Genomic DNA, 14,502 nt, shown 5'->3' on the forward strand with positions numbered 1-14,502 from the left:
AATGTACTGCCTTTACTGGCCGCTAAGGACTCGCGCAGGGTCAATATTACTGGCGCGCCGCGCCGGATACCAACTTGCCAAAAGACTCAGCAACAATGCTGTGACCAGTACGTAGAAGACGTCCAGCCAGTGCAATTCCGATGGCAGGAAATCAATAAAATAGATATCGCTGGAGAGGAACTGATGACCGATCAACTTTTCAATCCACTCAATAATCGGGGTAAGTTGCAGTGAAACCACTACGCCGATAATCACACCACACAGGCTGCCGAACAGCCCTGCCAGCAATCCATACCAGACAAAGATGGCGCGAATTAAACCATCTTTCGCCCCCAGCGTTCTTAATACTGCGATATCGCCACTCTTGTCTTTCACCGCCATCACTAAGGTGGAGACGATGTTGAAACAGGCCACGCCAATCACCAGTACCATCGCCAGATACATAATGGCGCGGATCATTTGGATATCGCGATACATATAGCCGTAAGTACCAATCCAGCTTTTAATATAAACATAGCTGTTGGTCACTTCACCCGCATCGCGTACCAGCTTATTGGCGTTGAAAACATCCGTCATTTTAAGGGCAATACCTGACACGCTGGAACCCATATCAAGATATTGTTGGGCATCCGCCAGCGGGATCATGGCAAAACTGTGATCGAGTTGACCACTCAACTGCAAAATACCGGCAACGTGCAAACGCACACGTTTTGGCTGCATCAGTTTATGCTCGGGATTCGAGTTGGGGATCATAATCGACACCCAATCCCCCTGCTTCACTTTCAGCGCATCCGCCACGCCTTTGCCGATGATAATTTGCTGTTCGCCCGCTTTAAAATTGCGCCACGCATCGCCCTGGACAAACGAGGGTAATGCGCTCAGACGCTGTTCCTGTTGCGGGTTAACGCCCTTCACCTGGATTGCGCGAAGATTCGCGCCACTTTCCACCAGCCCGGTGAAATTGATATACGGCGCGGCAGCGGCAATACCCGGCACTTTTTGCACGTGATCCAGTGCTTCCTGCCAGTTAGTCCACGGCTGATCCACCGCCTCGATTTCACCATGCGGCACCACCGCCAGAATACGGTTGTTCAGTTCGCGTTCAAAGCCGTTCATCGCGCTTAAGCCGACGATCAATACCGCCACGCCGAGGGCAATGCCAATGGTAGAAATAACGGAGATCAGCGACACCATGCCGCCGCGCCGCCGTCCGCGACTAAAACGCAGGCCAATTAATAACGATAAAGGCATCGCCATTACTCCGCCCCCATCAGGCTCAGTTCCGCCGTCAGACGACCATCACGCATTTCTAACTGGCGGCTCATACGTTTCGCCAGTTGCAGGTCGTGAGTAACCACCAGGAAGGCGGTGCCCTGCAAGCGATTCAATTCCCCAAGCAACTGGAAGATGCTGTCGGCGTTACGCGCATCGAGGTTACCGGTAGGTTCATCCGCCAGTACCAGGCGCGGGTTATTCACCAGCGCACGGGCAATCGCCACACGCTGGCGTTCGCCGCCAGAAAGTTCAGATGGGCGGTGATTCGCACGATGATCCAGCCCCACCGCTTTTAACATCTCAAGTGCACGGCTGTTGATTTCAGCGGGCTTTTTCTTGCCAATCAGCAGCGGCATAGCCACGTTTTCCAGGGCGGTAAAATCCGGCAGCAGGTGGTGAAACTGATAAATAAAGCCCAGCTTCTGGTTGCGCAGTTCAGCTTTCGCTGCCGACGACAGTTTGCTCATTGGCTGACCATTAAAAATCACATCGCCGGAGGTTGGCGTATCCAGCCCGCCCAGCAGGTGCAGCAAGGTACTTTTACCGGAACCAGAGCTACCGACGATCGCCATCATTTCACCTTCGCCGACGCTGAAACTGACATTGTGCAGCACATCGGTTTGCACACTGCCTTCCTGATAGCGTTTGCACAGGTTGTCGCATTGCAACAGGATCTTATTCATAACGTAAAGCCTCAGCGGGTTGAGTGGCGGCAGCGCGCCATGAAGGGTAAAGCGTAGACAGCAGCGCGATAGCCATCGCCACCAGCGCAATAACAATGACCTGTAAAGGTTCGATAGCCACCGGCAGCGCCGCGCCATCAAGCAGGACGCCGATTATCGGCATCAGATTATTTAACTGGCTGGCAAGCAGGGCGCCAAGCGCCGCTCCGAGGATCGCACCGATAATCCCGGCGCTGGCCCCTTGCACCATAAAGACCATCATGATTTGTCGCGGAGTTAAGCCTTGCGTTTGCAGGATCGCTACTTCGCCCTGCTTCTCCATTACCATCAGCCCTAGTGAGGTAATAATGTTAAACGCCGCAACGGCGACAATCAGGCTCAGCAGTAAACCCATCATATTTTTTTCCATGCGTACGGCCTGGAACAACTCGCCTTTACGATCACGCCAGTCCTGCCATTTGCTGCCTTCAGGCAGTTTTTGCTGACTTAATGAGTCGACTTTCAGCGGCTCATCCAGCCACAAACGCCAGCCGGTAATATTGCCTGCCGGATAACGCATCAGACGCGAGGCATCCTCAATATTCACCAGCATTTCATAGCCATCGACTTCACTGTTGGCGGCGAAAGTGCCAATCACATTGAACAGGCGCTGGCTTGGAATACGCCCCATCGGCGTGAACTGGCTGGCAGATGGTACCATCACGCGGATTTGATCACCGCGATTAACGCCTAGCTGTGAGGCAAGTTGTTCGCCGAGGATGACATTATATTTCCCCGGCTCGAGGTCAGTTTGTTTCACATTGACCAGATACGGTGTAAGTGGATCTTTTTGCGCCGGGTCGATACCGAGCATCACCCCGACCGCCACGCTGCGCGCGCTTTGCAGTACCACATCACCGGTAGTAATAGGTGCGACGCGATTAACGCCGTCCAGTTTGACTGCCGTTTCTGGGAGTTGCTGCGGGTTAAGAGAGCCATGCTCAGAAGAGAGAATTGCCTGTGGCATCAGGCCAAGGATGTTGTTTTGCAGCTCGCGCTCAAAGCCGTTCATCACTGACAATACTGTGACCAGCGCCATCACCCCGAGGGTAATGCCGATGGTAGAAAGCCAGGAGACGAAACGACCGAAGCGATCCGCTGCACGCCCACGCATGTAACGCAGGCCAATAAATAGAGCGACAGGTTGGTACATGAAATCCGTCTGGTTGCTGTAGCAAAGACACGAGTATATAAGCGAAAGCAAGATGGGTAAACGTCTGAACTGTAAGTGATCGTCAGGGCTAATCTGAAAAGCCCCCGTAAATCAATCGGCTAAATTGCCATGTTTTATCATCAATCTTGCCGCCTGATCTTAATCTGAAAAATCATCCAATACAGACAGATACCCATTACACCTCGGTTCATAACCCGCAGGATCAACCGCATGTAAATTAAAAAAGAGCGTGTTGTCCTGATGAAACAAAAAGAGCTATGGATTAACCAGATCAAAGGGTTATGTATTTGTCTGGTGGTGATTTATCACTCGGTCATTACCTTTTATCCGCATCTGACCACTTTTCAGCATCCGTTATCGGAAGTCCTGAGCAAATGCTGGATCTATTTCAATCTTTACCTTGCCCCCTTTCGTATGCCGGTTTTTTTCTTTATATCCGGCTATTTGATTCGCCGCTATATCGACAGCGTACCGTGGGGAAATTGTCTCGATAAACGGATCTGGAACATCTTCTGGGTGCTGGCGCTTTGGGGCGTGGTGCAGTGGCTGGCGTTAAGTGCGCTGAACCAGTGGCTGGCACCTGAGCGCGATTTAAGCAATGCCTCCAATGCCGCTTATGCCGATTCCACCGGTGAGTTCCTGCACGGGATGATCACCGCCAGCACCAGCTTGTGGTATCTGTATGCGTTAATTGTCTATTTCGTGGTATGTAAAATTTTTAGCCGTCTGGCGCTGCCACTATTCGCCTTGTTTGTACTGCTGAGTGTGGCGGTTAATTTCGTTCCCACGCCGTGGTGGGGAATGAACAGTGTGATCCGCAATTTGCCTTATTACAGCCTTGGCGCATGGTTTGGCGCAACAATAATGACCTGTGTTAAAGAGGTGCCGTTGCGCCGCCATCTGCTGATGGCTTCTTTGCTTACCGTTCTGGCGGTCGGTGCCTGGTTGTTTACTATCTCGCTGCTGTTGTCGCTGGTATCGATTGTGGTGATCATGAAGCTGTTTTATCAATACGAGCAACGATTCGGTATGCGCTCCACCAGCCTGCTGAATGTGATTGGCTCCAACACCATTGCTATCTACACCACCCATCGCATTCTGGTTGAAATATTCAGCTTAACTCTGCTTGCGCAAATGAACGCAGCACGCTGGTCGCCGCAAGTCGAACTGACACTCCTGCTGGTTTATCCCTTTGTCAGTTTGTTCATCTGTACTGTTGCGGGCTTGCTGGTAAGAAAACTTTCACAGCGTGCATTCAGCGATCTGTTGTTCTCCCCGCCTTCACTGCCCGCTGCCGTCAGTTACTCCCGCTAAGCCATCGCCCCAGCCGGGGCGATTCAATTTGCTAAACCATGTCGATTACGGATAATGAACAGCATTGCTTATCAGAGATATGCCCCCATATGTTGAGGCATATCCTAACGAGAATCTGACAACCGTTATGCCTGAACAATATCGTTATACGCTGCCCGTCAAAGCGGGTGAGCAGCGTCTGCTGGGCGAGTTAACCGGCGCAGCCTGTGCAACGCTGGTAGCGGAAATTGCCGAACGTCACGCCGGTCCGGTGGTACTCATTGCACCAGATATGCAAAATGCTCTGCGTTTGCATGATGAAATCAGCCAGTTTACCGATCAAATGGTGATGAATCTGGCGGACTGGGAAACTCTTCCCTACGACAGTTTTTCGCCTCATCAGGACATTATCTCCTCGCGCCTTTCCACCCTTTACCAGCTACCGACGATGCAGCGTGGCGTACTGATTGTTCCGGTGAATACGCTTATGCAGCGCGTTTGCCCACACAGTTTTCTCCACGGTCATGCGCTGGTGATGAAAAAAGGTCAGCGCCTGTCACGAGATGCATTACGAACCCAACTGGACAGCGCCGGTTATCGCCATGTTGACCAGGTGATGGAGCACGGCGAATACGCCACGCGCGGCGCGTTGCTGGATCTCTTCCCGATGGGGAGTGAGCTGCCTTATCGTCTTGATTTCTTTGATGATGAAATCGACAGCCTGCGGGTGTTTGACGTCGACAGCCAGCGCACGCTGGAGGAAGTAGAAGCGATCAATCTGCTGCCCGCGCACGAATTTCCGACCGATAAAGCGGCAATTGAACTGTTCCGCAGCCAGTGGCGCGATACCTTCGAAGTGAAGCGCGATCCAGAACATATTTACCAGCAAGTGAGTAAAGGCACATTACCTGCCGGGATCGAGTACTGGCAGCCATTGTTCTTCAGCGAACCACTGCCGCCGCTGTTCAGTTATTTCCCTGCCAATACCTTGCTCGTGAATACTGGCGATCTGGAAACCAGTGCCGAACGTTTCCAGGCTGACACGCTGGCGCGTTTTGAGAATCGCGGCGTCGATCCGATGCGCCCGCTGTTGCCACCACAATCGCTCTGGCTGCGGGTGGACGAGCTCTTCTCAGAGCTGAAAAACTGGCCCCGGGTGCAGCTAAAAACTGAACATTTACCGACAAAAGCCGCGAATGCCAATTTAGGTTTCCAGAAACTGCCAGACCTGGCCGTTCAGGCACAACAAAAAGCGCCGCTGGATGCGCTGCGTAAGTTCCTCGAGACTTTCGACGGTCCGGTGGTGTTCTCGGTAGAAAGTGAAGGTCGCCGTGAAGCGCTGGGTGAACTGCTCGCACGAATTAAAATTGCTCCGCAACGCATTATGCGTCTTGATGAAGCCAGCGACCGTGGGCGTTATCTGATGATTGGCGCTGCCGAACATGGTTTTGTCGATACGGTGCGTAATCTGGCGCTGATTTGCGAAAGCGATCTGCTCGGTGAACGCGTTGCCCGTCGTCGTCAGGATTCTCGCCGCACCATCAACCCCGATACACTGATCCGTAACCTTGCGGAACTGCATATTGGTCAGCCGGTGGTCCATCTGGAGCACGGCGTCGGTCGTTATGCCGGAATGACCACGCTGGAAGCGGGTGGCATTACTGGCGAGTATCTGATGCTCACCTATGCCAACGACGCCAAACTGTATGTTCCGGTGTCGTCACTGCATCTGATTAGCCGTTACGCAGGTGGCGCGGAAGAAAACGCCCCGCTGCATAAACTTGGCGGCGATGCGTGGTCACGCGCGCGGCAGAAAGCGGCGGAAAAAGTGCGTGATGTGGCGGCGGAATTGCTGGATATCTACGCGCAACGCGCCGCCAAAGAGGGCTTCGCGTTTAAACACGATCGTGAGCAGTATCAGTTGTTCTGCGACAGCTTCCCGTTTGAAACCACGCCGGATCAGGCGCAGGCCATTAATGCGGTACTTAGCGACATGTGTCAGCCGCTGGCAATGGATCGTCTGGTGTGCGGCGATGTTGGCTTTGGTAAAACAGAAGTGGCGATGCGCGCAGCTTTCCTGGCAGTAGATAACCACAAGCAGGTGGCGGTGCTGGTGCCTACCACCCTTCTCGCGCAGCAGCATTACGACAACTTCCGCGACCGTTTCGCCAACTGGCCGGTACGTATCGAAATGATCTCCCGTTTCCGCAGCGCCAAAGAGCAGACGCAAATCCTTGCGGAAGTGGCGGAAGGGAAAATCGATATTCTGATCGGTACGCACAAACTGCTGCAAAGTGACGTCAAGTTTAAAGATTTAGGCCTGCTGATTGTCGATGAAGAACACCGCTTCGGGGTGCGTCATAAAGAGCGCATTAAAGCGATGCGCGCGAACGTGGATATTCTGACGCTTACTGCAACGCCGATCCCACGTACGCTGAATATGGCAATGAGCGGAATGCGTGACCTGTCGATTATCGCCACGCCGCCCGCCCGTCGTCTGGCAGTTAAAACCTTTGTCCGTGAGTATGACAGCATGGTGGTCCGGGAGGCGATCCTGCGTGAAATTTTGCGCGGAGGACAGGTTTATTATCTCTACAATGATGTGGAAAACATTCAGAAAGCCGCCGAACGGCTGGCAGAACTGGTGCCAGAAGCGCGGATCGCCATCGGTCACGGGCAGATGCGCGAGCGCGAACTGGAACGGGTGATGAATGATTTCCATCATCAACGTTTCAACGTGCTGGTTTGTACAACCATTATCGAAACCGGGATCGACATCCCGACAGCCAACACTATTATCATTGAACGCGCGGATCACTTCGGTCTGGCGCAGCTGCACCAGTTACGCGGTCGCGTCGGACGTTCGCATCATCAGGCATATGCATGGTTGCTGACACCGCATCCAAAAGCGATGACTACCGATGCACAAAAACGTCTTGAAGCAATTGCCTCGCTGGAAGATCTCGGGGCAGGTTTTGCGCTGGCAACGCACGATCTGGAGATTCGCGGCGCGGGTGAACTGCTTGGCGAAGAACAAAGCGGCTCAATGGAAACCATCGGTTTCTCGCTGTATATGGAGTTGCTGGAAAACGCCGTCGATGCACTGAAAGCCGGACGCGAGCCGTCGCTGGAAGATCTCACCAGCCAGCAAACAGAAGTCGAGCTGCGGATGCCGTCGCTATTGCCAGATGATTTCATCCCTGACGTGAACACGCGTCTGTCGTTCTACAAACGTATTGCCAGCGCCAAAACGGAAAACGAACTGGAAGAGATCAAAGTCGAGCTTATCGATCGCTTCGGCCTGCTGCCAGATCCGGCGCGTACCCTGCTGGATATTGCCCGTCTGCGCCAGCAAGCGCAGAAACTGGGGATCAGGAAGCTGGAAGGTAATGAGAAAGGCGGGGTGATCGAATTTGCCGAGAAGAATCACGTTAATCCGGCCTGGTTGATTGGTTTGCTGCAAAAACAGCCGCAGCATTACCGCCTTGATGGTCCGACGCGCCTGAAATTTATTCAGGATTTGAGTGAGCGGAAAACGCGTATCGAATGGGTACGCCAGTTTATGCGTGAACTGGAAGAGAACGCGATCGCTTAATGGTAAATCGGGGGCGTTTCTGCGCCCCCATCTGCAACATTTACAAATTCTTTGCACTTCCCTGCACTATCCGACACTGTCACCATCCATAATTCAGGCTTATCTGTTTATTACAATAACCTTATATTTATTATGGATTTTTGGTGATGATCAAAACGCGTTTTTCTCGCTGGCTAACGTTTTTTACGTTCGCCGCTGCCGTGGCGCTGGCGCTACCGGCAAAAGCCAACACCTGGCCGCTGCCGCCAGCGGGCAGTCGTCTGGTTGGCGAAAACAAATTTCATGTGGTGGAAAATGACGGTGGTTCTCTGGAAGCCATCGCCAAAAAATATAACGTCGGCTTTCTCGCTCTGTTACAGGCTAACCCCGGCGTTGATCCTTACGTACCGCGCGCGGGCAGCGTGTTAACGATCCCGTTGCAAACCCTACTTCCAGACGCGCCGCGCGAAGGCATTGTGATCAACATTGCGGAGCTGCGTCTCTATTACTACCCGCCGGGTAAAAATTCGGTAACCGTGTATCCAATAGGTATTGGTCAGTTAGGTGGTGACACGCTGACACCGACAATGGTGACCACCGTTTCAGACAAACGTGCAAACCCAACCTGGACGCCAACGGCAAACATCCGCGCCCGTTATAAAGCACAGGGAATTGAGTTGCCTGCGGTAGTGCCGGCTGGACCGGATAACCCAATGGGCCATCATGCGATTCGTCTGGCGGCCTATGGCGGCGTTTATTTGCTTCATGGTACGAACGCCGATTTTGGCATTGGCATGCGGGTAAGTTCTGGCTGTATTCGTCTGCGGGATGACGATATCAAAACACTCTTTAGCCAGGTCACCCCAGGCACCAAAGTGAATATCATCAACACTCCGATAAAAGTCTCTGCCGAACCAAACGGTGCGCGTCTGGTTGAAGTACATCAGCCGCTGTCAGAGAAGATTGATGACGATCCGCAGCTGCTGCCAATTACGCTGAATAGCGCAATGCAATCATTTAAAGATGCAGCACAAACTGACGCTGAAGTGATGCAACATGTGATGGATGTCCGTTCCGGGATGCCGGTGGATGTCCGCCGTCATCAAGTGAGCCCACAAACTCTGTAAATCCTGGATAAAAAAAATCCCCGCGACACGGCATGTCGCGGGGAAAAAATCAGCAGTAGCAGGCATTAATGAGGGTTAATGCTTATTTATAAATTACTGCTGTTCCATGGAGGGTATTCGGACCGGTTACAGAAGTAATACGGAAAGATTTTGCGCCCATCTCATCCGCTTTTTGCGCCAGCTGCTCTTCCAGCGATCCCAGATTTGTCCCCGCGTTAGCACTGATTGTACCGACTTTTTGTTGGCCTTCTGGCGTTGACTGAACTTCGACAGCCGCAAAGCTGGCAAATGACATGGAGCTTAAAATCGCCGCAGCGATGAGGGTTTTTACGTTTTTCATAATAGTGGCCTTATGCAGATGAATGACGTCGCAAGCAATTACTTAACGATCGATAACTAAATGATAGATGTGATCTGGATCACATACAAGATATTTTTTATAACAATCATTAATTAATTTAAAAATCTTTAAATTTCAGTTAAATAGAAAGCAATTATTTTTATGGGATCTGGACTGGTGAACGGAGGTGATTATTTTTATAATAACCTTTCATTCACAGTCACCAGGTACAACGGCATCATGGCAACTGACTCAACACAATGTGTAAAAAAAAGCCGTGGCCGCCCAAAAGTGTTCGACAGGGATGCCGCGCTTGATAAGGCCATGAAATTGTTCTGGCAACACGGTTATGAAGCGACTTCTCTTGCGGACCTCGTCGAAGCGACCGGAGCCAAAGCGCCCACGCTATACGCGGAATTTACCAACAAAGAGGGGTTATTTCGTGCCGTTCTCGACCGCTATATCGATCGTTTTGCCGCTAAGCATGAAGCACAGCTGTTTTGTGAAGAGAAAAGCGTGGAGTCTGCGCTGGCTGACTATTTTGCTGCCATCGCCAACTGCTTTACCAGCAAAGACACCCCGGCAGGCTGCTTCATGATCAACAACTGCACCACCCTCTCCCCAGATTCAGGAGATATCGCCAATACGTTGAAATCACGCCATGCGATGCAAGAGCGCACTTTGCAGCAGTTTTTATGTCAACGACAAGCGCGCGGGGAAATCCCGCCCCACTGTGACGTGACACATCTGGCAGAATTCCTTAATTGTATTATTCAGGGGATGTCGATCAGCGCACGCGAAGGTGCATCGCTGGAAAAACTGATGCAGATTGCCGGAACGACTTTGCGTTTATGGCCCGAACTGGTGAAATAAGTCGCAAAAAAAGCCCCTCAGCCTGAGCGAATGAGGGGCCAAATTGCAGAGTACAGCCTTGTTATACTTTGTTATTCAAAATCAGTTGCCCGTTGCTATCTAGCGGGATCTGCGTACCCGGATCGCGGTCCATGCGGATTTTGCCCTGCTGATCGCCAATCTTATAGGTCACATCATAACCGAGCATTTTTTCTGACTTGTCATACACCGTTTTACAACGCTGTTGCGTAGTCGTGTAAGTATCGCTTTCCTGGAGAGAGCCCTGGATCTGGTTACCGGCATATCCACCACCCAGCGCCCCCACAACAGTGGCGACATCTTTACCGCGACCACCACCAAACTGATGCCCTATCACGCCGCCAGCAACAGCGCCGAGCACCGACCCGGTAATGCGATTTTCATCCTGCACCGGTCGACGATGGGTCACTGTGACGTTGCGACACTCCTGACGCGGTGTTTTAACCGTTTCCTTGATTGGGGTTGCAGAAACAACCTGAGCGTATTGCGGGCCCCGTTCAAACACGTTCAGACTGGCCACTGCCGCTACGCCCAGCGCAGCTGCGACACCAATCCCGATACCCGCCAACATTGATTTATTCACGGGAACACCTCCTTCTTTGCAGTTATGCCAATCATGCAAGCGAAGGAGAAAAGCAGCTATCAGACAGAAGATGAAAAGCGCGGGAATGGCTGGAAATACTTAATGATTCGGAGGAGTCTGAAGGAATGCCTGATGCGACGCTTAACGCGTCTTATCAGGCCTACCGCTCGTACCATTTGTCCAGGGCGGATGAGGCGTTTATGCCACATCCGCCAGTGTACGTCGATTAATGCAACTTCAAACGCGGACGGATAACGCGGTTAATACTCCCCACCAGCATCATTAATCCGGTTTTAAAGTAACCATGCAGCGCAATCTGATGCATTCGGTATAGCGAGATATATACAAAGCGCGCAATTCGTCCTTCAATCATCATTGAGCCGCGCGTCAGGTTACCCATCAGGCTACCGACGGTGGAGAAGTTCGACAGCGATACCAGCGAACCATGATCTTTATACTGATAATTTTTCAGCGGCTTACCGTTCATCTGCGCCAGAATGTTGTTCATTGCGCAAGTCGCCATCTGGTGTGCAGCCTGAGCACGCGGCGGAACAAAGCCCCCTTCCGGACGCGGGCATGACGCGCAGTCGCCAATAGCGTAAATGTCTGGATCGCGGGTGGTTTGCAGCGTCGGTTCCACCACCAGCTGGTTGATACGGTTAGTTTCAAGACCACCGATATCTTTCAGGAAGTCTGGCGCTTTGATCCCGGCTGCCCATACCATCAGATCAGCCTCAATATATTCGCCATCTTTAGTGTGCAGGCCGCCTTCATCAGCACTGGTGACCATGGTTTGCGTCAGCACGCGAACGCCAAGTTTCGTTAGCTCGTTGTGGGCCGCAGCAGAGATACGTGGCGGTAACGCAGGCAAAATACGTTCTCCCGCTTCTACCAGCGTTACGTTCAGGGCTTCGTTGGTCAGGCCTTTGTAACCGTAGCTGTGCAGTTGCTTGACCGCGTTGTGCAATTCAGCGGAGAGTTCTACACCCGTCGCGCCGCCGCCGACAATCGCAATGTTCACTTTGCCATTCGCGCCCAGGTTGGCGGAGTATTTCAGGAACAAATTCAGCATCTCCTGGTGGAAGCGACGCGCCTGGTGCGGGTTATCGAGGAAAATGCAGTTCTCTTTGACACCTGGCGTATTGAAATCGTTAGAGGTGCTACCCAGCGCCATTACCAGGGTGTCATAGGCGATTTTACGTTCCGGAACCAGCAGTTCACCTTTCTCGTCGCGCAGTTCTGCAATAGTGATTGTTTTCGCTTCACGATCAATATCAATGACGGAACCCAGCTGGAACTGGAAACCATGATTGCGCGCATGGGCCAGATAGCTCAACGCATCGACGCCTTCATCAAGCGAGCCAGTCGCCACTTCGTGCAGCAGCGGTTTCCACAGGTGGCTGTGGTTACGATCGACCAGCGTAATTTTGGCTTTTTTCTTGCGTCCCAGCTTATGCCCCAGCTGTGTTGCCATTTCCAGCCCACCAGCACCGCCGCCGACAATCACAATTTTTTTCAATGGCGTAGTCAACGTGACCCCCTTAAATTTATTAACCAATTGTTAATTAATGGTTATTAACATAGCTCTTAATTAACAACAGGTTACAGCAATGAAAATGTTCTTCGCTATTGAGAATAACATGAATGGTGCATTGGTCATACCAAAATTGATGTTAATCAAGTTTTGTTGCTGAAAAGATAGGCGACTTTACCGGGTGAGATCAAAAAACAGAGTTTATTGTTTATTATTTGAGCGAATTTGTGAGAGTGATATAGAGTGAGGGGTGTATGCAGGGCGTTCGGTAGGCCTGATAAGAGGCGCATCAGGCATTGATGCTCGACTGTCGGATGCGGCGTAAACGCCTTATCCGACTTACAGAATTCGGAGCGCATCAGGTACCGGCAAGGTTACCTGATGCGACGAGGGCATTTACCCGAGGGTTTTGAACGCTTTAATGCGCTGCAAATGCGGGGAGATATTCTTGAATTTGTGCGTCTGCTCTTCGTCCCAGACAATCTCGTAATAATGATGCAACTCTTCAGATGTCCGCTGGCTGTTAAGCGCTTCATCATTACGCGACAAAATCACCAGGCAACGATCGCGATTCTTCTCGCGGAAGTTGGTCACACACTTAGTGGCAATATCGGCATACTCTTCCGGGCGATCAATCTTGCCTTCCATGTTCTCATAAGGGAACAAATTAGGGTTGAAGATCACCTGGCGGATATCGCAAAGAAAACCAATCCGTTCCGCCCAGTATCCGCCCAGACCAACGCCGCAAATCAGCGGACGCTCGTCGACGTTCAGTTGCAACATTTTGTCCACTTCTTTGAGCAGATGCTGCATATCATGTTTCGGATGCCGCGTACTGTAGCTTATCAAGCGTACATCCGGGTCAATAAACTGCAATTGTAAGACTTTCTCGTGGTTACCCGGACTGTTAGAGTCAAAACCGTGTAAATAGATAATCATCGCTTCCTCACATAAGCCAGGGTTAGTGACCTGCTTTCTCTTCCTGCCAGCGTTCATGTAACTGATTCAGACGGGTGCTGATCGCCTTCCAGCGAGCCGAGTCCATCAGTTCCTGTCGCGAAAATGAACCTTTATGATACAAACGTGTAACACGTTCTGCCTTGATCGGTGACAGATTATCTAACACGCTGACGGCCCCTTTACGATTATTGCAGACCAGGATCATATCGCAACCTGCGTCCAGTGATGCCTGCCCGCGTTCGGCATAACTGCCCATAATCGCGGCACCTTCCATCGATAAATCGTCAGAGAAAATCACGCCGTCAAAACACAGTTCCTGACGCAAAACGGTTTTCAGCCAGTAGGAAGAACCGCTCGCCGGACGCGGATCAACATCACTGTAGATCACATGCGCAGGCATAATGGCGTCGAGTTTATTTTCGCGGATTAACGTGCTGAAAACCGACATATCTTTGGCACGAATTTCCGCTTGCGGGCGTGGGTCGCACGGCGTCTCTTTGTGTGAATCTGCAGTTACTGCTCCGTGTCCTGGGAAGTGTTTCCCGGTCGTTTTCATTCCGGCTTCATGCATCCCATCAATAAACCGACTGGCGATTGCCAGGGCTTTTTCTGGGTCGGCATGATAAGAACGCTCGCCAATCGCCGCGCTGATATGTCCTACATCCAGCACTGGCGCAAAGCTGATATCAATATCCATAGCGATCATTTCGCTGGCCATCAGCCAACCCGCCTCTTGCGCCAGTTTGCCGCCCTTTTCCATTCCCAACAGCGCAGCAAAGGATTGTGCTGCCGGTAAGCGGGTAAAACCTTCGCGAAAACGCTGGACGCGTCCACCTTCCTGATCTACCGCCACCACCAGATGATTGCGCGATGCTGCGCGGATCTGGCGCACCAGTTCACGCAACTGGGCAGGATCATGATAGTTACGCGTAAAGAGAATCAGCCCTCCCACCAGCGGATGCGCAAGTATTTCACGCTCTTCCGCGTCCAGTTCGTAACCTTCGACATCCAATATTACTGGACCCACAC

At 51.8% G+C, this 14,502-nt stretch carries 12 protein-coding genes; 4 read left to right on the top strand and 8 right to left on the bottom strand.

The window, feature by feature from the left end:
• Window positions 1-12 precede the first annotated feature (12 nt).
• The 3 genes from lolE to lolC are packed head-to-tail and all read right to left on the bottom strand — an operon-like array spanning window position 13 to window position 3,150.
• Entirely contained in the window at window positions 13-1,257 is a 1,245-nt protein-coding gene (gene lolE, locus AB4H76_RS13735; RefSeq protein WP_001251348.1) for a lipoprotein-releasing ABC transporter permease subunit LolE, read from the bottom strand.
• Window positions 1,257-1,958: a lipoprotein-releasing ABC transporter ATP-binding protein LolD gene (lolD, locus tag AB4H76_RS13740; protein ID WP_001033694.1), complete on the bottom strand. Its 702-nt coding sequence runs from the start codon at window positions 1,956-1,958 to the stop codon at window positions 1,257-1,259. Before lolD ends, lolE begins: the two co-directional genes overlap by 1 nt.
• Complete coding sequence (lolC, locus tag AB4H76_RS13745) at window positions 1,951-3,150, bottom strand: lipoprotein-releasing ABC transporter permease subunit LolC (RefSeq protein ID WP_000284714.1); 1,200 nt, start codon at window positions 3,148-3,150, stop codon at window positions 1,951-1,953. Before lolC ends, lolD begins: the two co-directional genes overlap by 8 nt.
• Window positions 3,151-3,411: 261 nt before the next feature.
• On the opposite strand from lolC, the gene AB4H76_RS13750 reads away from it, so the two are divergent.
• The 3 genes from AB4H76_RS13750 to ldtC all read left to right on the top strand — a co-directional run bounded on the left by AB4H76_RS13750 (window position 3,412) and on the right by ldtC (window position 9,165).
• Window positions 3,412-4,485 (top strand): acyltransferase family protein, encoded by a 1,074-nt coding sequence (locus AB4H76_RS13750; protein ID WP_000810253.1) that lies wholly within the window; start codon window positions 3,412-3,414, stop codon window positions 4,483-4,485.
• 127 nt (window positions 4,486-4,612) lie between these two features.
• Window positions 4,613-8,059 carry a transcription-repair coupling factor gene (gene mfd, locus AB4H76_RS13755; RefSeq protein ID WP_001115094.1) on the top strand — a complete coding sequence of 1,149 codons (3,447 nt, stop codon included), beginning with the start codon at window positions 4,613-4,615 and terminating at the stop codon, window positions 8,057-8,059.
• Window positions 8,060-8,202: 143 nt separating this feature from the next.
• Window positions 8,203-9,165, top strand: coding sequence for a L,D-transpeptidase LdtC (ldtC, locus tag AB4H76_RS13760; protein ID WP_001300895.1), 963 nt, complete (start codon window positions 8,203-8,205; stop codon window positions 9,163-9,165).
• A gap of 82 nt (window positions 9,166-9,247) precedes the next feature.
• On the opposite strand, the gene bhsA is transcribed toward ldtC, so the two are convergent.
• Entirely contained in the window at window positions 9,248-9,505 is a 258-nt protein-coding gene (gene bhsA, locus AB4H76_RS13765; protein ID WP_000800153.1) for a multiple stress resistance protein BhsA, read from the bottom strand.
• 240 nt (window positions 9,506-9,745) lie between these two features.
• Here bhsA and comR point away from each other — a divergent pair, with 240 nt between their 5' ends.
• Window positions 9,746-10,378 carry a TetR family copper-responsive transcriptional repressor ComR gene (gene comR, locus AB4H76_RS13770; protein WP_001336528.1) on the top strand — a complete coding sequence of 211 codons (633 nt, stop codon included), beginning with the start codon at window positions 9,746-9,748 and terminating at the stop codon, window positions 10,376-10,378.
• 61 nt (window positions 10,379-10,439) lie between these two features.
• On the opposite strand, the gene AB4H76_RS13775 is transcribed toward comR, so the two are convergent.
• The 4 genes from AB4H76_RS13775 to nagZ form a co-directional block, all read right to left on the bottom strand.
• The gene (locus AB4H76_RS13775; protein WP_001043459.1) at window positions 10,440-10,979 is read right to left on the bottom strand and encodes a glycine zipper 2TM domain-containing protein; all 540 of its coding nucleotides are present in this window, start codon (window positions 10,977-10,979) and stop codon (window positions 10,440-10,442) included.
• 226 nt (window positions 10,980-11,205) lie between these two features.
• Complete coding sequence (gene ndh / locus AB4H76_RS13780) at window positions 11,206-12,510, bottom strand: NADH-quinone dehydrogenase (protein WP_000211045.1); 1,305 nt, start codon at window positions 12,508-12,510, stop codon at window positions 11,206-11,208.
• 399 nt (window positions 12,511-12,909) lie between these two features.
• Window positions 12,910-13,452: an alpha/beta hydrolase YcfP gene (ycfP, locus tag AB4H76_RS13785; protein ID WP_000587933.1), complete on the bottom strand. Its 543-nt coding sequence runs from the start codon at window positions 13,450-13,452 to the stop codon at window positions 12,910-12,912.
• Window positions 13,453-13,474: 22 nt separating this feature from the next.
• The gene (gene nagZ, locus AB4H76_RS13790) at window positions 13,475-14,500 is read right to left on the bottom strand and encodes a beta-N-acetylhexosaminidase (RefSeq protein WP_000529267.1); all 1,026 of its coding nucleotides are present in this window, start codon (window positions 14,498-14,500) and stop codon (window positions 13,475-13,477) included.
• Between the last annotated feature and the right edge of the window lie 2 nt (window positions 14,501-14,502).

Origin of the sequence: Escherichia sp. UTM R2 (genome assembly GCF_048593455.1) — a bacterium.
Taxonomy (GTDB): Bacteria; Pseudomonadota; Gammaproteobacteria; order Enterobacterales; family Enterobacteriaceae; genus Escherichia; species Escherichia coli.